Source organism: Pigmentiphaga sp. (assembly GCF_033795525.1).
Classification (GTDB): domain Bacteria; phylum Pseudomonadota; class Gammaproteobacteria; order Burkholderiales; family Burkholderiaceae_B; genus Pigmentiphaga.
In genome coordinates this window covers 73,550-89,979 of the sequence record NZ_JARYGM010000008.1, presented here as the reverse complement: position 1 = coordinate 89,979, position 16,430 = coordinate 73,550, and the positions used below count along the sequence as shown (strand labels likewise).

Here is a 16,430-nt window from a genome sequence, read left to right as displayed (position 1 = left end):
GCGCAATACCTCATCGGCTAGAGTAGTAGTTGATCAGGGCGGCCCGCATCTCGTGGACGACGCCGAGATGCCAGAACACGATGGCCAGTGCCACACCCACGGAGGTCAGCAGCAACGCCCACCGGGCTGCGGTCGCCTTCTTTGCGACCTGGCGCAACGATCGCCCTTCCAGGCGCACGCGCGTTTGCTGCAAGGCGTTGTCCATGCCCCGCGCGGCGGTCAGGTCGGTGAGAAACCACAAGGTTTCCGGCTCGATGATCCCCGTGTCGAACGTAGCGCTGCCGACTCGGCCATCGTCGATGTTGGCGATCATCTGTTCGAGGTGCCAACGGCGCCACGGGCTGGCGCCGTCCACCTGTAGATCCAGTGCCTCGCGCAAAGCCGTGGTGACATTGCCCCGCTTCTTGACCATGGTCGCCAGCGAAGCGAGGAACCGTATGCCTTGCAGGTCGCGATAAAGACGCCAGATAAAGCATCGGTCCAGTACTCGGCGCATCCGTCCGGTCAAGTTCGGCATGGACCATGCCACGAAATAAATGGCCAGCGCGAGCAACATCGTCGCGATGAACAAGTGCCCTTGAATGAACTCTGCGAAGGCATAGAGCCTGCGGGTCAGGATGCCCGCGAACTCGTCGGGCACCATGCCGAATGCCCGCTTCAACCGCGGCACGGTGAACAACGGAACGGCGACAATCATCGCAAACGTGACCAGTACCGCAGCCAAGGCGACCGCGAGGGTTCCGGCCAGCGTCTGGCGCGTTTCGTCCACCAGCCGGGTGACCGCGGCGACATCGCGCAGCATCTGCTCCAGCGCCCCGGCTCCGCCTCGCTGGGCCATCCTTATCAGGACCAGGTCGTCGGCAGGCAGGGTCGACCGGAAGGTTTCATAGAGGTCGCCGCCCCCCTCCTGATAGCGGCCGGCCCAATAAGCCGCCAGCACGCCGCGAGGATGGGTCCCGTACCGCCTGGCATCGTCGAGGAAGATGTCCCGCAGTGTCTTGCGCCCGCTACTGGCCTCCATGACGTCGGCAAGGTAGTCGTAGTAGTCGGCGCGCCCCGGCCTGAACCGCCAGGCCGCCCACGATACCCGCAGGACTTCGGCAAGCCGGTTCATGCCCGCCCGCTCCCGGTACGGGGTGCCCGCCTGCCATCCACCAGCGCCGGAACACGTCCCGAAGCAAGGCGGCGCGGGCGTCTCTTGCCGGCCTGGGCCAGCTTCCGGTTACGCAGCTGCACCGTTTCGAAGCTGACGAACCTGGGCTCGATATCCCGCGGATCGATCCACCCCTGCGAGGCCTTGTAGACGGCGCATTCCATGGCGGTCTTGCCCGTCATATCGGGATGGTCGAAAGCGGTCCGCCGTTGGAAGCGGAAGTAATCGCGCAACGCGATCGTATCGGCCTGCCGCACCAGACGCAGGAAGTCGTCGTCGATGGCCGGATCTATCATTTCCGCGGCGACCGTGCGCCCCGCGTATCCCTGGAGTTCGGCCAGGGCACTTCGGCGGCAGCCCGGGCATCCCTCCGGATTGCGTACCTTCAGGGTTGCGATATCAAGGCCGTAGAGCACCTGCAACCGGTCGGCGTAGGACAGCCAGTAATCCCGGCCTGGACACCCATGCTCCTGATCGGGAGCGCCATGGTCGAACAGGCTGGAAATCGGCAACGCGCAGTGAGGGCACAGCGTCGGCAGCAACGCCTGGTAGACCAGCAGCTTCAGTATCCCGGGCGTGGCGAGCAACCTGCGCGACACGCCTATGAAATCGGACGCAAGACGGTCTGGAATCAGCGCCGCGGAGCCGGCGTGGGTCGTCGTATAGAGGCTGCTTCCCGAACTGGCGAGATCCATGAACGCGCGGCCGGTGGAGCGGTCGCGGATTTCGCCTATCAGCAGGTCGTTCATGGCGGACCGCTTGATCGTCTTGAGCTTGGCATCGAACTCGTTCGATACGGATCCGTCGAGCGACCGGCTGACACTGTTCTGCAAGGCATTGGGAATGAGATATTCGACCGGGTCTTCCAGCGTAATGACCTTGCGCGTGGAAGGAATGGACGACATCATCGAGGCGATGGTGGTCGACTTGCCGGATCCGACCACCCCAGCCAGCACGATGGCCCCGCCTTCGGCTGTCAATGCCCTTTCGATGGTCCGGATCTGGGATGGCAGGTAACCAAGCTGTGCGAAATCCAGGGCCTGCTCGCGCGTGTCCATACGCAACAGGCGCATCGTGACCGAGGCACCGGCATCGGTGGCCAGCGACGCCCACCTCAGCATGAACATCGATCCGTCGACCTCGTGCAGGATGCTTCCCTGCTGCTCCACCACCGGGTCGAATACAGCGCCGTTTCCACCCTGGATGTCCATGTAGGCGACGGCCAGCACTTCCATCAAGGTCGACGTCTGCATACCGCGGAATCTGTCGGGCATGACATAGCGGCCGCCTACCGTATACCGGATCTCGGATTCAGGATGGGCCGTCCTGACATTGAGATGGACGTCGCTCGCTCCATGGCGCACGCCCCAGGCGACGATGTCATGGAAAGCACCCGCCATGGAGCTCTTTACCGGGTCCAGCAGCACCCGGCGACGCGAGCGCAAAGTCTCGCCCGTAATCTGCCCGCGCACGATGGACAGCAGCAGGGTGGCCGGCACGACGACCCTGGCGGGTGCGGCCAGCACGCGGCCGCGTTCCCGCACCATGCGCTCGAACTCCTCTATCTGCTCGCTACGGACATAGTCGTCGACGGTGAACAGCGCGACCTGGCCGTTGTCCAGCTCCACTGGGCAGAGCTTGTTCAGCAGGTTGCCGACGTCGAACTCGGTACGCAGCACTCGTTTGAAGGCCGGCGTCATCCGTGCCAGTTGGTCCCGGCTATCCATGCGGGCGATACCGGCATGCGCCGGTTCGCCGATGTCCCGGCCGGATTCGCCAGAGCCGGGCGGAGCCGGGGCGTCCGCCATCCGGCGGTTGCGCAAGCGGGCTGACACGCCTAGGGGCACGGCTGCCCTGGACCAGACGGGGAAGTTCATGGGCGTCCCCCCGGAGGCGGCACCAGCAGGGGAAACTGGGGCGGCACAGCCGGCCTGCCGGGCGCCTCGCTGGCGCGCCGGGGCGGCACCAGTTGCGGCGGCGTAAAACATGCCGACCGCTCCCCGGTCCGTCCCTTGCGCAGATAGACGCAGTCCTCGTCGATGCGCTGCAGCCTATATTCATGTGCGGGGGACACGGTACCGCGCGGCAGGTCGCGGCCCTGGCGATAGAGTTTGGCTTCCCCGTTCACCAGGACGACCGCGCTCAGGTCTCCGCGCAATCCATGGATGGAAGAGAGCACGAGCCGGTCCCCACGTCGGGCGGGCGCCGGCGAAGCGCCTTTGGGGCTTCCCTGGCGGGAGCGTTCCGCGGCCAACGCCCGTTCCGTATCGAGCCTCAGCATTTCCCGCACTTTGCCGAGCTCTGCCTCGGCCGCCTCGACGTGGCAGAAAAGCAGCAATAGTCCGGCCGCGACGGCACCAACGCGCCACGTAGCCTGCTTACTCATGTGCATAGAGCACTCCAGAAAGACCGGCCATGAGCCGGCTGCGATTCAACGACGGTTCCGCGGCTTCGTCGACGGTGAGGGAAACCGAACGCCACTCGATCTGGTCGGACAGCGTGTCGGGCGTCAGGAACAGCGACCGCAACGGTCCTTCAAGGGTCAGGGCGCGTTCAAGAATGAGCGGCCCGCCGCCCATGGCCGGTATGGGTTGCCCCAGCTCGTCGCGCGGGGCTTCGAGCCGGACCGGGGTGGCATCGCCAAGCGTGGCGCTCGAGAGCACGGGCAGCAGCTGCTGCAAGGAGGTGATGATTTCGTTCTCGTGCTGGGCGAGGCTCTTGAGTTTGGCCAAATCGAGCGCCCGCCCCCCGCCGGCTATCGCGAACTCCGCCACCACCGCGTCCATGGGTTGCCAGTTCTCGTGCCACCCGGAGGGACGTGCGGCGAGGAAGCTGGCATTGGTGGCCAGCCGATGGGCCCGTCCGTATCGGGCCAGGCAGGACCAGTCTGCCGCAACGGCCCGTTTGCACTGCGCCGAGGACAAGCGCCAGCCGCCTACGTCGACGGGCAACTCGGCCAGTCCGCTTAACAAGGCGGTCCAGTCCTTGCCGGCATGGACTCGCGTCCGCCGCTCGAATTGGCTGTAGACCTCGCTCCACGCCGCTTGCGGGTCGACGCGCTGCGGCACCGGGGGCGGGTCGCTGCGGACACCTTGGTACCAGTCCCAGAGCCCTCGCAGCAGGAAGGCCGCGAGGCAACCCAGAACGGCCACCGCAAGCGGACGCGGAACGGACGGCAAGGCCCAGCCCGCGGGGCGAAGCAAATGCCGCTGCGCCGACTCGCCCAACATCGCGGCCAGCGATTGGCCCGGCGGATCGTCATCTTCGAACGACAGCACCGTGAGGCCGTCGCCATAGCGCTCCGCGAGGTCGTCCAGCGCCATCCGCGCATCGCCGTCGGTGGGATAGATGCGGTCCGACTGGGTCAACACCTTGCCGGCCTGGGCGGCGACCACCCATACGCGGCCGTCGGGCAGGCTGGCGCGCAATGCAACGATGCCCTGCCTATGCTCGGCGGCAAATGCCAGCGCGGCGCTATGGATTTTCCCGGCCTCGCCGCGATCCGCGCGATGCAGGCGCACTACCCCGACCGCCTCGGAGTTTTCCGCGTGCGCATAATGCGAGGCCTTGGCCTGCCGTGCCTTCTGCCTGGCCCGCAGGTCCAGCCGGCTGCCTAGAATGGTGTGCCAGCGCATGCCCAGGACCAGCAGGCGGTCATCGGCAGGACAAGGAAGAAGGACATAGTCGTTCATGCCCGAACCTCAGAATCCCTCTTCGACCTGCGCGGTGATCAGGACGACGGTATTGCGTCGCTCCCGCGCGGTCTTGCCGGAGCCGCCGAAAATGAGCGGCGCCTTCTCGTCCAGCCTTCGCTTGTCGTACTGGTCCTGCGAGCGCTCGAATCCGGAGATGAGCACTGGCTGGCCGGGGCGCAGTTCGACCTGCTGCACGGTCCCCATGCCGTCGATCGTCTTCTGCTGCAGTTGAACCTGGTTGCCGTTCGCTCCGAAGGTCAAGGTTTTAAGGGGCTGGGCCACGGTGCTGTCGTAGGCGATGGTCAGCAGTACCTGGCCGTCATCCTGCGCGTCGGGAATGACAGTGAGGAAGGTACCCACCGTTTCCTCCTTCTGAGTAACGGATGGCGCGGTGGAGGTACCGGCCGATGACGCAACCGTCGTGACCTGTACCTGGTCGATATAGGTGAAGGTCGTGCGCACCGCATGCGTCACCGGACGCCGGTTCAGCGTCTGCAGGGGGACGGTGGTGCGCCGGACGATGGTGCCCACCTCGCTCAAGGCCTTCAGGATCAAAGATGTTCCATCCCAGCGCCCGCCGGTGATCGATAGGCCCAGGCCCGCGCCCGCCACATCCGATACCAGCGATTCGGACGTCCCGGCCCGCAGCGCATCGCGACTGCGCTGGTACACCAGGTTCCAGTCGATGCCCTGCTCGCTCTGGTTCTTGGCCACCAACTCTATTTCTTCGAACATGAGCCGCACCCGCCGGGTCAGCGCCTTGTTCTCTCTCTCGAGGAACACGCCCACGCGATCGAGCGCCTCCGGTGTATCGGTAACGACGATGAGCCCGGAAGCATCGCCGTTCGCGGCGATCACGCCCGCGCGCGTGAGAAAGGGTTCGAGCTTGGTCTTGACCGCCGCCAGTGCGTCGCTGCCGCTCGATTCGATGCGCGTGGACGACGCACTTTCGAACGTGCCGGTCCCGCCCCCTCCGGCCCGGCCGAGGCTCGCTGCGGCCGACGCCTTGAGGGTAAGCGCGCGAACGTTGAAAACCCGGGTATCCGTACGGTAGAAGACGATGGCCCCGGCTTCGTACTTCCAATAGACGCCAAGGCGGTTGGCCGCGAGATCCAGCAAGCGCGGCAGGGGATGCAGTCCCGTAGGCAGCGCCACTTGACGCGCTGCGGGCGTGCCGCCTGCGGCCTCTTGCGTGGATAGGCGAGGCAGAAATGATTCATAGGGCAACAAGGCATCGGGGCGGATGCGCACCTGCAGCCCGGTAGCGAGCGAAACCTGTTCGCCCAGCGTGGGCAGATCCACCCTGCCCCCGGGGAACATGAGCGCCGTCTCGACCGAGGCGCGCAGCGGCTCCGGCAAGGTGACCTCGCGCGACAACGGCTGTGCGCGCCCTGCGAGCCACGGCCGGTCGACCTCCTGGGCCTGGAGGCGCCGGGTGGCGTTCACCACGGACTCCTGGAATCCGATCCGGGCCTTGGCGATATGTTCGGAGGCGCGGGCCGCCCCGTCGTCGATCCTGCGCACGGCATCGATGTGGGCGCAGCCGCTCGCGCACAGGACTGCGGCCATGCTGCCGTACCGGAAGAAACGGAAGAAACGGGATGGCGACATGATCTACCCCTGGCGGCCGCCCGCCGACGCGGTACGGTCGCACGACTCGGCGTAAGGGATGACGCGCAGCACGAGATTGGAATAGAAGCACGGCTGCAGCGGGTGCGCCGACAGCTCGGTGGATGCCAGCAACGTCCGCACCGCCGCCTTGAAGTCGCTGCCCAGGCGGGCGGAGCCGGCCAATGGAATATCCACGTCGACCGTCCAGTGTTCGGCCTCGAAGGTCCAACCGGCGGCCTTGGCCCAACGCATCAAGGCCTGGCGTATATTGCGGTCGGCCGGAGTCGCCTCGTAGCCCTGGGCGGGCCGCGCCGGTACCTGACCGGCAGCGCCTTTCATGCCCGGCACCACGGGCACGCCCGAGATACGACCATCGGCACCGCCATTCGCGCCAGGACGCAACGCGCTCCCCTGGTAGTGGGCGCGCGCGACCACGTTGCCGATGCGCAGGGAAAATTCGCCTGCCGTCCCCTCCACCACCGCATAGCCGCCCTGCCAAGCCACCGATGCCAGTTTTTCGCCCTGCGGTTCCACCCGGAAGATTGCCGGCAGAAGCTGGCCAACGCGGAACTGCATGTAGGTCTGCCGCCCGTCGTCAAAGACTTGTACGGGGGCGACCCGCGTGTCGCCCACGACGCGGTAGGCGAAATCGTAGGCGCTCCCCGCGCCGGCGGGCCCCGATGCCGGCGGCACGGCCTGGGCATGAGCGGCGCCCCACCCCAGCACGGCAAGAACAGACACGGCGGTTCGGCACAGATGCATAATCAACCCTTGGCAAAACGTCGCGGCCCGGGCCGCGTACAGGGCTGCATCGTGCCGCAGGCAGCCAGGCGCGAGTAGCGTGTGAACTACGTACGTAAGGTCGTCTTTGTCCTCCCATGCGCATCCGAATCCTCTCCGACCTCCATCACGAACACTTCGGCGGCAACCGGCCGCTTCCCGACATCGATGCCGATCTCGTCGTCCTGGCGGGCGACATCCACTCTCACGATCTGGGCATTGAATGGGCCGGCCGGACCTTCGGCGCTACACCGGTGGTGTACGTCCCCGGGAACCACGAGTTCTATTCCGCCCACATGGGCCGGCTGGACCGCAAGATGCGCGAGACGGCGCGCCGCCAGGGGGTCCACCTGCTGCAGAATGAATCGCTCGAACTGCAGGGCGTTCGCATCCTGGGCACCACGCTATGGGCGGACTTCGCGCTGTACGGCTCGCCGGGCGACGAGCTGGCGCAGGCCATGGCCATGCGCGTGATGCCGGACTTCAGTTGCATCGATACCGACACGGGACGGTTCACCCCGACGGCATGCATTGCACTGCACCGCCAGGCCCGCGACTGGCTGGCGGCCCAGCTCGATACGCCCTACGCCGGCCGAACGGTGGTCGTCACCCACCACGCACCGAGCGAACGCTCGGTCCCGGAGCAATACAAGGGGAATCAGCTCTCGCCGGCCTTCTCGTCCCACCTGGACGATCTCGTGGCCAAGGCCGACCTGTGGGTACATGGCCATACCCACACCTGCTTCGACTACCGCATCGGCAAGGCGCGGGTAGTGGCGAACCCGGGCGGATACCCGGGAGAGAACGAAGACTTCGATCCCGAACTGGTGGTGGAGATCTGAGCGGCGCTCAGCGGAAGTCGGCGCCGATCACGTCGTAGCGATCGGTGCAGAGGGCGTCCACGCCCCACGAGAAAAGCTCCCGCGCCCGCGCGGGATCGTTGACGGTGTAGCACATCAGGCCATAGCCGGCTGTCTTGATGTGCCGGGCCAGGCCCGCGTCGAGCCGGTCGTGGCGGCAATGCAGCGAAACGCACCCGAGCGACCGCAGGCGCGATTCCCAATCGGGCGGCACGCCTTCCACCAGCAGGCCGCGCGGAATGCCGGGCGCGGTTTCGCGCGCGGCGTCCAGGGCCTTGACGGAAAACGACGAAAACAGCGGCCGCCGGGTGGGGTCCGATACATCCGCAAACAGATCCTGCACCATCTGGCCGACCACCTCGGCGGTATCCACGTCGTGGCCGGGCATGGGCTTGATCTCGATGTTCATCCAGACATCGTGCCGGCGCAGCCATTGCACGGCGTCCTCCAAGCGCGGCACGGGCTCGCCTTGGAAATGCGGAGAGAACCAGGCGCCGGCATCCATGCGCCCCAGCTCTTCGGAGTCGAAGGCGCCGAGGTCACCGACCCCGGGCACGGTGCGCCCGAGCTCGGTGTCGTGCATCAGGATGGGAATGCCGTCCGCCGCCAGCATGACGTCGAATTCGACGCCGCGCATGCGGCGGGCATGGGCCTCGCGCATCCCCGCCATGGTGTTTTCGGGGGCCAATGCGCCGCCGCCGCGGTGGGCCAGTATCCGGGGGTACGGCCAGCGCGTCTGGAGGTCGGCGTTGGCCCCGGCCGTCATTTTTTCACGCTGAGGATCGCCGACGATCGCGCGACCGCGTCGTCCAACCCCTTCTTGGGCGGCTTGCTGCCGTCCCAGACGGCGTTCAGCTCGCTGTCGATGATCTCGGTCACACGGTAGTAGTTACTCAACCGGAAGCCGCGCGTGAACTTGGCCGGCGGCTTGGACATGGCCGCAATCACGGACTCGGCGCCGGGAATGTTCTTGTAGAACGAAACTTCCGACGCGCGGTAGGCCGCCTCGGTCAGCGGCAGGAAGCCCGTCTTCTGGTGCCACTCGGCCGCCACGACGGGCGAGGCCAGATAGGCGATGAAGGTGGCCAGCGCCTTTTGTTCGGCGGTGGAATGGCCTCCCAGCGCCCAGAATGCCGAACCGCCGACAAAAGGCGTGCTGGGACTGGAAGCTTCCTCTTCATAGTAGGGCAGTGGCGCTACGCCATACGAGAAATTGGCCTTGCCCTGCACCTGGGCCAGTGCGCTGCCGCCGCTGGTCAACACCGCGCACTCGCCCGAGGCGAAGTGGGCATCGGCCTGGTCACGCTCGGAGCGGACGGGGAAGAGGTTGCTGCGCACCCAGCTCATCATGAGCGCCAGGTGCCGCACGTGCAGCAGGTCATTGGCAAGCAGCTGGGCCCCGGGGCCGTCCAAACCGTTGTTGCGGGTGGCATAAGCCGTGTTGTGCATGGCCGAGAGGTTCTCGACGTGCACCCAGGTCTGCCAGCTGGTCGCGTACGGGCAGCTGACACCGCTCTGCAGCAGCGCCAGCAGGTGCCCTTGCATTTCGCGCCAGGTACGGGGCGGGGCGTCGGGGTTCAGGCCCGCGCGCTGGTACAGATCCCGGTTATACAGATAGACCGGGATGTCGGCCATCCAGGGCAGCGCAAGCAGCCTGCCCTTGGCATCGCGCATGGTGCTGGTGGTCTGCGGCAGGAACCAGCGCAGGTCCTTGATGGGATATTTGGTGAGCAGTTGGTGCATGGGCAGGATGGCACCCTGGCGCGCGATGAACTCCGGCGACCGGTTATCCGGCAGCTCGATCAAGTGCGGCGCCCGGCGCGCGCGCACGGCGGCGGTACCGTCCTCGATCAGTGCCTCGGGCGAGGGCTTGGCGGTCACCTTGACGGTGAAGCCGTGCTGCTGTTCGTTGAAGCGCTGCACCAGCGTATCGAACTCCGCGGCTTGCGGAGGGTTCATCGTATGCCAGACCTGCAGTTCGATCGGCCCGGAGGACGCCGCCGCTGCCGCCGCCCCGCCCGCCGCCGCGGCACCGGCCGCGGCCTTCTTGCCCGACGAAGGCGCTTTCTTGGCCGACGTCTTGGCGGCGGGCTTGGCGGTGCTCTTCTTGGTGTTCTGCGCCGCGGTGGCCCCGAGGCTGCCCAGGGCCAATGCGCCGGCGGCCATCGCCGCCACGCTCCATTTCAGCCAGCGCCTGGCCGGCTGCATCGATCCGTTCTCAGAAAACATGGTCAAGCTCAAGCGGGACCTCACAAAAAAGGAAAATCGACCTGCGGCCGGCGGCCACAGATGAGATCGGCAACGGCCTTTCCGGACCCACAGCCCATGGTCCAACCCAATGTGCCATGTCCGGTGTTCAAGTACAGATTCGGCAGGCGCGTGCGCCCGATCAGCGGCACGTTCGAAGGCGTGGCAGGGCGCAGGCCGGCCCAGTAGGCCCCGTTGTCCAGATCCACGGCCCCGGGAAACAGCTCCCCGGTGAGGGACGTCAGCGCTTCGCAGCGCGCGGTGTTCAGCGCACGGGAATAGCCGCTGAGCTCGGCCGTGCCAGCGACTCTCAGCTTGTCTCCCAGGCGCGAAAATACCACTTTATGAGCGCTGTCCGTCAGGCTCACGGTAGGTGCGCGGGCCGAATCCGTAACGGGGTATGTCGCCGAGTAGCCCTTGGCCGGATAGACCATGCAAGGCACACCCAGCGGGCGTACCAGTTCGGGCGTGAAGCTGCCCAGCGCGGCCACGAATACGTCACCGCGGATCTTGCCGTAGCATCCCTGGGCATCGATGATTTCGACCGCCTTGACCCATCCTCCCTCGTCGACCAGGCGGGTAATCTGCGTGGAAAAGAGAAACTCGACGCCCGCCGCGGCCGCCTTGTCCGCCAGCGCGGTGGTGAACCGGTAGACATCGCCGCTTTCGTCGGCAGCGGTGTAGTCTCCCCCCACGATGCGGTGACTCTGGGCAGCGAGCGCCGGCTCCAGGGCCACCAGCTCTTCGGTAGTCAGGATGCGGCGGTCCACGCCGTACTCACGCATCAGGTCGGCCGCTTTCTGCGAAGCGTCGAACTCGGCGGCGTCGCGGTAGAAATTGATGATGCCTCGTTCGAGGTGGTCGTACTGGATGCCCAGTTCGGCCCGCATCGTTTGCAGCGTCTCGCGGCTGTAGGCCGCCATGTTGACCAGTGCGCGGATATTGCGCGGCAGGCGCCCCGGCAGGCATTCGCGCAGGAAAGCCAGGCACCACAGCCACTGATGCCAGTCCGCGCGAGGCCGGAACAATAGCGGCGCATCGCCCCGGAGCAGCCAGCGTGCGAGCTTGAGCGGCGCCTGGGGATTGGCCCACGGTTCGGCATACGACACCGAGATCTGGCCACCGTTGGCGAAACTGGTTTCCTGCGCCGGACCGGGCTGGCGGTCGATCACCGTTACGTCATGGCCGGACTGGCGCAGCCACCATGCGCTGGACGTGCCGATGATTCCGCTACCTAATACGACGACTTTCATTTTTGCTCCTCGAGCCAGGCGGCAAGCCCGCCACGGCGCCACCCCGGCAGGCGGTATAAAGCGTAAGTGTATCGTCCTGTCCGAGTCCGCATGCAAGGCCCCGGGCCGGCTCGCCGCGAGGACAGGCAGGCCTGCGGCTCAGGCTTTCAAGGGGATGGAAGGATCGGCCGCCGTGGCCTTGTCGGGCGACTGGCCTGCCTGCATCAGGCGGCGCGCCGCCATCTGGTCGACGGGGGAATTGAGCGATTCGATCACCCTCAAATGCGTCCCCTCGAAATGCAGCACGGAGAAACCGCTGCCGCGGGTGGCGGGACGCACGACGGCCTCGTACCCGGCGCGCCACAGGCCGGTGATCTGCAGACGGGCCTCGCCCTGGTCGGACCAGAACCACGGCACGGCGGCATAGGGCTGAGGGTTGCCGCACAACCTGGCCGCCAGCGTCTTCGCCTGGTCGTTGGCATTCTGGACAGACTCGAGCCTCAGCGGCTGCGGCCAGGCCGGATGAGGAAACGACGTGCAATCGCCGATCGCGGAAATCGCCGGGTCCTCCGTGGCCAGGGTGGCATCCACTACGATGCCGTTCTCGCAACGCAAGCCCGCATCGCAGGCCAGGTCCACGTCGGGCGTGGCACCGATGCCGGCGATGACGAGATCGGCGGATACGGGCTCGCCCGCTACGACGACGCCCTCGACGCGTGCGTCCACCCGATGCAGTCCGTCCACCTGCGTGCCCAGGCGGATATCGATGCCCGCCTTGCGATGCGTTTCCAGCAGGAAGTCCGAAATCTGCGGAGAAACGGCACGCGCCAGCAGCCGCGGCATGGCCTCGAACACCGTCACGTCCTTGCCCAGCTGGCGTGCCGTGGCGGCCAGCTCCAGGCCGATGAAGCCGCCGCCCAGCACCAGTACGCGCCGGGCAGCGGGCAAGGCGTCCCGCAACGCCTGTGCCTGGACGTAGGTGCGCAGGTAATGGACGCCGGGGGTACCGGGAGGTGCCTGCGGCAATTCGCGCGCCTTGGCGCCGGTAGCCAGCACGAGATGGTCGTAGCCGAGCTCGCCTTCGCCGGCGGCCGACGACAGACGCAGCAGCTTGCGGGCCCTGTCGATGCGCTGCACGCGCGTCCCCAGGCGCAGCTCGATGCCGGCCTCCTCGTAGAACGCCGCGCCGCGCAATTCAGGCAGCGGCGCGTCCGGATCCTTGATCAGGGTCTTGGACAGCGGCGGCCGGTGATAAGGGACCACGGGCTCGTCGCTGACGATGACGATCTTGCCGGAGAACTGCTTCTCCGCCAACGCGGCGGCCAGTTGCGCGGCGGCATGGCCGCCGCCGACGATCACGAGACGGGTCATGGCGTGTATGTCGGAAGTCTGCGCAGATTGCGCTTACTTGCGCAGCGTCGCGATGATTCCGTCCAGCAGCTGCAGCATCTGGTCGATTTCATCCGTGGTGACGTTGAGCGCCGGCATGAAGCGCAGCAGATTGCCGCGCGGCGCGTTCAGCAGCAGGCCATGGGGTTCCAGCGTACGCGCCCGTTCGACGATGGCGGGCCCGTCCTCGCGGTCCATGACCAGGGCCCGCAGCAACCCGTTGCCGCGCTCGCCCGGCATGCCCCATTTGGCGGCCAACTTCAGCAGGCCGGCAGAAAGGTGTTCACCGCGCTGCCGCACGCCTTCGAGGAAACCCGGCGCCGCCAGCGTGTCGAACACCGCCACGCCGATGGCCGTCATGAGCGGATTGCCGTTGTACGTGCCGCCCTGGTCGCCATGCTTGAACACGCACACCTCTTCCCTCGCCATCATGGCGGCCAGCGGGGCGCCTCCGCCTATGCCCTTGCCCAGCGTCATGATGTCCGGCCGGATGCCCGACTGCTCGTATCCGAACATGGTACCGGTACGGCCCATGCCGGTCTGCACCTCGTCCACGATCAGCAGCAGCTTGCGGGCGTCGGCCAGCTTGCGCAAGTTCTGCATGAATTCCTTGCTCGCGGGGATGACGCCGCCTTCGCCCTGCACCGGCTCCAGCATGATCGCGACGGTCTGGTCGTCGATCAGGGCCTCGACCGAGGCCAGATCATTCAACTCCGCCTTGGGGAAGCCATCGACTTGGGGCGCGAACAGCGTACCCCAGCCGGGCTTGCCGGATGCCGACATGGTCGCCAGCGTGCGCCCGTGGAAGCTATGGTTGAAGGTGATGATCTTGAACGCACCCTGCTTGTGCACCTGGCCCCACTTGCGCGCGAGCTTGATCGCGCCTTCGTTGGCCTCGGCGCCGCTGTTGGCGAAGAACACACGGTCGAAACACGAGGCGCCCGTCAGGCGCGTGGCCAGTTCGATCGACGGCTGGTTGTAGAACGCCGGCGACGGGTTCAGCAGCAGCCGGGATTGATCCTGCACCGCCTTGACGATCTGGGGCGGGCAGTGGCCCAGGCAGTTGACCGCCCAGCCCTGGATGAAATCGAGATACCGCTTGCCGGCGTGATCCTCCAGCCACGACCCCTGCCCTCGGATGAACACGAGGTCCGGACGCTGCGTGATCTCCATGAGGGCGTTGACGTTGAACTGGCCGAATTCCATGACTCAAACTCCTTGCGTGCCCGGCGGGCGGAAAATGGATGACCCGCCGGCATGGCGGGTCGGTAAACATTACACCGTGTTGCGGGCGATGTCTGCCTCGGAGGTGAAAGAGTCCGCATAAAACTCGTCTTCCGGCAGGCCGCACTGTTGTACGAAATCCCTATGGGCCGATTCGACCATGACCGGCGTGCCGCAAGCATAGACCTGGTAGCCCGAGAGGTCGGGCAGGTCGTCCATGACGGCGCGATGGACGAAGCCCGTGCGGCCGGTCCAGGCGTCTTCGGGCAGCGCGTCGGAGACGACCGGCACATAGTGGAAATCGGCACGGGCGTCCGCCCACGACCGCGCCGCTTCGTCCATGTACAGGTCGCGCGGACGGCGCCCGCCCCAATACAGGTGGACCGGCCGCCGGATGTCCTTGTGGATCATGTGTTCGACCATCGCCCGGATGGGGGCGAAGCCTGTGCCGCTTGCCAGCATGACGATGGGCTTGTGGCTGTCTTCGCGCAGGAAAAACGAACCGAACGGCCCTTCGAAACGAAGGATGTCGCGTTCCTTGAGCCGGGTCGCCCCCGCGCCGAATACGTGGTCGGTGAAGGCTCCGCCCGGCAGGTGGCGGATGTGCAGCACCAGCCCGCCTTCCTCGTGAGGCGCATTGGCCATGGAATACGAACGCCGGCGCCCGTCCTTCATGATGATCTCGACGTACTGGCCGGCGTTGAAGCGCAGCTGCTCGGTGGCAGGCAACTGCAGGCGCACGATCTTCACGTCGGGCGCGGCGTCGGCCAGGCCCTGCACGCGGCATGGCATTTTGCGGATGGGAATGTCGGCCACGCCCTGGACCTCACGCGCCTCGATGGTGAGGTCGGACAGCGGCTTGGCGACGCAGAACAAGGTCAGGCCGAGCTCGGCCTCTTCCGGGGTCAAGGTCTGGGCCTGGTGCGGGCCCAGCTCGACCTCGCCGGCGACGAGCTTGCCCTTGCAAGACGAACATGCTCCATTCTTGCAGCTATAAGGCAACATTACGCCTGCCTGCAACGCGGCATCGAGCACGGTCTGGCCATCCTGGACCATGAACTGATGACCGCTCGGCAGAACGGTGACCTGATGACTCATCACCTGGATCCTATAAAAACAGTGGAAATACGATGACTATCCTGCTGCCTGCGCCGGCCAGGCGCCTGGGACGCCCGCGCCTGTTGATCGTCGGCTGCGGCGACACGGGCATGCACGTCCTGGAACGGCTGGCGGCCCGTAAACGGGTATTCGCGCTGACCTCCAGCCCGGACCGCCTGCCGGTATTGCGAACGGCCGGCGCCATCCCCATCCTGGGCAACCTGGACGCTCCCGCGCAACTCGATAGACTGCGCGGACTGGCAGCCCACGTGCTGATGCTGGCGCCACCGCCCAGCCACGGCGACGGCGACCCGCGCTCCAGACGGCTGTCGGCCCTGCTGCGGCGGCCCGCTCGGGGAACGCGCGCGCTGCCGGCCCGGCCGGACCACGACGCCCTGCCGAGCCGGTATTCCGCCATTGTAGCCAAACGCCGGCCCGCCTCAGGAGGCATCGGCCGTCCGCTGACCGTCGTGTATGCCAGCACCACCGGCGTCTATGGCGACGCCCAGGGGCGGCGGCTCGCCGAAAGCGCGCCCGTGCGCCCCGCATCTGCACGCGGCAAGCGGCGGGTGGCGGCCGAACGCACCTGGCGCACCGTCGCTCCCGCCCGCGCGCGCCGTGCGCGGCTGGGGCTGGCGCCCTGGCGGGTGACGGTGCTGCGCATCCCGGGCATCTATGGCCCGCAGCGGCTGCCGCTCGAACGCCTGAAGAACGGCCTGCCGCGCCTGGCGCCCGACGACGACGTCTACACCAACCACATCGAGATCAGCGACCTTGCGCGGGCGCTAGAAGCCGCGTTGTACCGCGGCCGGCCGCAGCGCGTCGTCCACGCCGCCGATGGGCAGGACCTGAAGATGGGCGATTATTTCGATGCCGTCGCCGACGCAGCGGGCCTTCCACGCCCCCCGCGGCTGCCCGCCGCCCAGGTCCGCGCCGCGGTCACCCCCGCCATGTGGTCCTTCATGCAGGAGTCCCGCCGCCTGGACAACCGCCGCCTGCGCACCGAGCTGCGCGTGCGCCTGCGCTACCCCTCGGTGCAGCACGCCTTGGGGTATTACCCCCCTACGCGCTGACGCACGCCCCCGGGGGGCGATGCGCGCGGACCGGCGGAGCCGGATCCGGCTTTGCCGGTCCGCCAGTG

Annotated in this window: 14 protein-coding genes; 2 read left to right on the top strand and 12 right to left on the bottom strand. The window is 66.9% G+C overall.

Annotation, left to right across the window (positions count from 1 at the left end; genetic code table 11):
- Positions 1-10: 10 nt before the first annotated feature.
- From QHC78_RS16790 to QHC78_RS16765, 6 genes are read right to left on the bottom strand one after another with little or no spacing between them, the layout of a single operon-like run.
- Entirely contained in the window at positions 11-1,114 is a 1,104-nt protein-coding gene (locus QHC78_RS16790; protein WP_319746563.1) for a hypothetical protein, read from the bottom strand.
- Positions 1,111-3,030, bottom strand: a complete 1,920-nt coding sequence (locus tag QHC78_RS16785) for a GspE/PulE family protein (protein ID WP_319746561.1) — start codon at positions 3,028-3,030, stop codon at positions 1,111-1,113. The genes QHC78_RS16790 and QHC78_RS16785 overlap by 4 nt, the downstream gene beginning before the upstream one ends.
- The gene (locus QHC78_RS16780; RefSeq protein ID WP_319746560.1) at positions 3,027-3,539 is read right to left on the bottom strand and encodes a hypothetical protein; all 513 of its coding nucleotides are present in this window, start codon (positions 3,537-3,539) and stop codon (positions 3,027-3,029) included. The genes QHC78_RS16785 and QHC78_RS16780 overlap by 4 nt, the downstream gene beginning before the upstream one ends.
- Positions 3,532-4,845, bottom strand: coding sequence for a type IV pilus inner membrane component PilO (locus QHC78_RS16775; RefSeq protein WP_319746559.1), 1,314 nt, complete (start codon positions 4,843-4,845; stop codon positions 3,532-3,534). The genes QHC78_RS16780 and QHC78_RS16775 overlap by 8 nt, the downstream gene beginning before the upstream one ends.
- Positions 4,846-4,854: 9 nt before the next feature.
- Positions 4,855-6,459 (bottom strand): secretin GspD/PilQ domain-containing protein, encoded by a 1,605-nt coding sequence (locus QHC78_RS16770; RefSeq protein ID WP_319746557.1) that lies wholly within the window; start codon positions 6,457-6,459, stop codon positions 4,855-4,857.
- A 3-nt stretch (positions 6,460-6,462) separates the two neighbouring features.
- On the bottom strand, positions 6,463-7,200 hold the full coding sequence (locus tag QHC78_RS16765) for a TrbG/VirB9 family P-type conjugative transfer protein (RefSeq protein WP_319746555.1): 738 nt from the start codon (positions 7,198-7,200) through the stop codon (positions 6,463-6,465).
- A gap of 137 nt (positions 7,201-7,337) precedes the next feature.
- On the opposite strand from QHC78_RS16765, the gene QHC78_RS16760 reads away from it, so the two are divergent.
- A complete protein-coding gene (locus QHC78_RS16760; RefSeq protein ID WP_319746553.1) occupies positions 7,338-8,081 on the top strand; it encodes a metallophosphoesterase in 744 nt (247 codons plus the stop codon).
- Between the two features lie 7 nt (positions 8,082-8,088).
- Here the strand turns inward: QHC78_RS16760 and ugpQ are convergent, their stop codons facing one another.
- From ugpQ to QHC78_RS16730, 6 genes are all read right to left on the bottom strand, one after another.
- Positions 8,089-8,865: a glycerophosphodiester phosphodiesterase gene (ugpQ, locus tag QHC78_RS16755; protein ID WP_319746551.1), complete on the bottom strand. Its 777-nt coding sequence runs from the start codon at positions 8,863-8,865 to the stop codon at positions 8,089-8,091.
- Positions 8,862-10,328 (bottom strand): extracellular solute-binding protein, encoded by a 1,467-nt coding sequence (locus tag QHC78_RS16750; RefSeq protein ID WP_319746549.1) that lies wholly within the window; start codon positions 10,326-10,328, stop codon positions 8,862-8,864. The genes ugpQ and QHC78_RS16750 overlap by 4 nt, the downstream gene beginning before the upstream one ends.
- Before the next feature lie 20 nt (positions 10,329-10,348).
- Entirely contained in the window at positions 10,349-11,599 is a 1,251-nt protein-coding gene (locus QHC78_RS16745) for a D-amino acid dehydrogenase (protein ID WP_319746547.1), read from the bottom strand.
- A gap of 138 nt (positions 11,600-11,737) precedes the next feature.
- On the bottom strand, positions 11,738-12,949 hold the full coding sequence (locus QHC78_RS16740) for an NAD(P)/FAD-dependent oxidoreductase (RefSeq protein ID WP_319746545.1): 1,212 nt from the start codon (positions 12,947-12,949) through the stop codon (positions 11,738-11,740).
- A 33-nt stretch (positions 12,950-12,982) separates the two neighbouring features.
- The gene (locus tag QHC78_RS16735) at positions 12,983-14,173 is read right to left on the bottom strand and encodes an acetylornithine transaminase (protein WP_319746543.1); all 1,191 of its coding nucleotides are present in this window, start codon (positions 14,171-14,173) and stop codon (positions 12,983-12,985) included.
- 69 nt (positions 14,174-14,242) lie between these two features.
- Positions 14,243-15,289 carry a CDP-6-deoxy-delta-3,4-glucoseen reductase gene (locus QHC78_RS16730; protein WP_319746541.1) on the bottom strand — a complete coding sequence of 349 codons (1,047 nt, stop codon included), beginning with the start codon at positions 15,287-15,289 and terminating at the stop codon, positions 14,243-14,245.
- Positions 15,290-15,321: 32 nt separating this feature from the next.
- Between QHC78_RS16730 and QHC78_RS16725 the strand changes: the two genes are divergently transcribed.
- A complete protein-coding gene (locus QHC78_RS16725) occupies positions 15,322-16,362 on the top strand; it encodes a Rossmann-fold NAD(P)-binding domain-containing protein (RefSeq protein ID WP_319746540.1) in 1,041 nt (346 codons plus the stop codon).
- Positions 16,363-16,430: the final 68 nt, after the last annotated feature.

What these genes read in the sequence shown, in the direction of transcription:
- QHC78_RS16770 (WP_319746557.1), bottom strand. Translation starts at nt 6,459, where the DNA reads ATGTCGCCATCCCGTTTCTTCCGTTTCTTCCGGTACGGCAGCATGGCC.
- QHC78_RS16745 (WP_319746547.1), bottom strand. Translation starts at nt 11,599, where the DNA reads ATGAAAGTCGTCGTATTAGGTAGCGGAATCATCGGCACGTCCAGCGCA.
- QHC78_RS16785 (WP_319746561.1), bottom strand. Translation starts at nt 3,030, where the DNA reads ATGAACTTCCCCGTCTGGTCCAGGGCAGCCGTGCCCCTAGGCGTGTCA.
- QHC78_RS16790 (WP_319746563.1), bottom strand. Translation starts at nt 1,114, where the DNA reads ATGAACCGGCTTGCCGAAGTCCTGCGGGTATCGTGGGCGGCCTGGCGG.
- QHC78_RS16735 (WP_319746543.1), bottom strand. Translation starts at nt 14,173, where the DNA reads ATGGAATTCGGCCAGTTCAACGTCAACGCCCTCATGGAGATCACGCAG.
- QHC78_RS16750 (WP_319746549.1), bottom strand. Translation starts at nt 10,328, where the DNA reads ATGTTTTCTGAGAACGGATCGATGCAGCCGGCCAGGCGCTGGCTGAAA.
- QHC78_RS16740 (WP_319746545.1), bottom strand. Translation starts at nt 12,949, where the DNA reads ATGACCCGTCTCGTGATCGTCGGCGGCGGCCATGCCGCCGCGCAACTG.
- QHC78_RS16775 (WP_319746559.1), bottom strand. Translation starts at nt 4,845, where the DNA reads ATGAACGACTATGTCCTTCTTCCTTGTCCTGCCGATGACCGCCTGCTG.
- ugpQ (WP_319746551.1), bottom strand. Translation starts at nt 8,865, where the DNA reads ATGACGGCCGGGGCCAACGCCGACCTCCAGACGCGCTGGCCGTACCCC.
- QHC78_RS16725 (WP_319746540.1), top strand. Translation starts at nt 15,322, where the DNA reads ATGACTATCCTGCTGCCTGCGCCGGCCAGGCGCCTGGGACGCCCGCGC.
- QHC78_RS16730 (WP_319746541.1), bottom strand. Translation starts at nt 15,289, where the DNA reads ATGAGTCATCAGGTCACCGTTCTGCCGAGCGGTCATCAGTTCATGGTC.
- QHC78_RS16760 (WP_319746553.1), top strand. Translation starts at nt 7,338, where the DNA reads ATGCGCATCCGAATCCTCTCCGACCTCCATCACGAACACTTCGGCGGC.
- QHC78_RS16780 (WP_319746560.1), bottom strand. Translation starts at nt 3,539, where the DNA reads ATGAGTAAGCAGGCTACGTGGCGCGTTGGTGCCGTCGCGGCCGGACTA.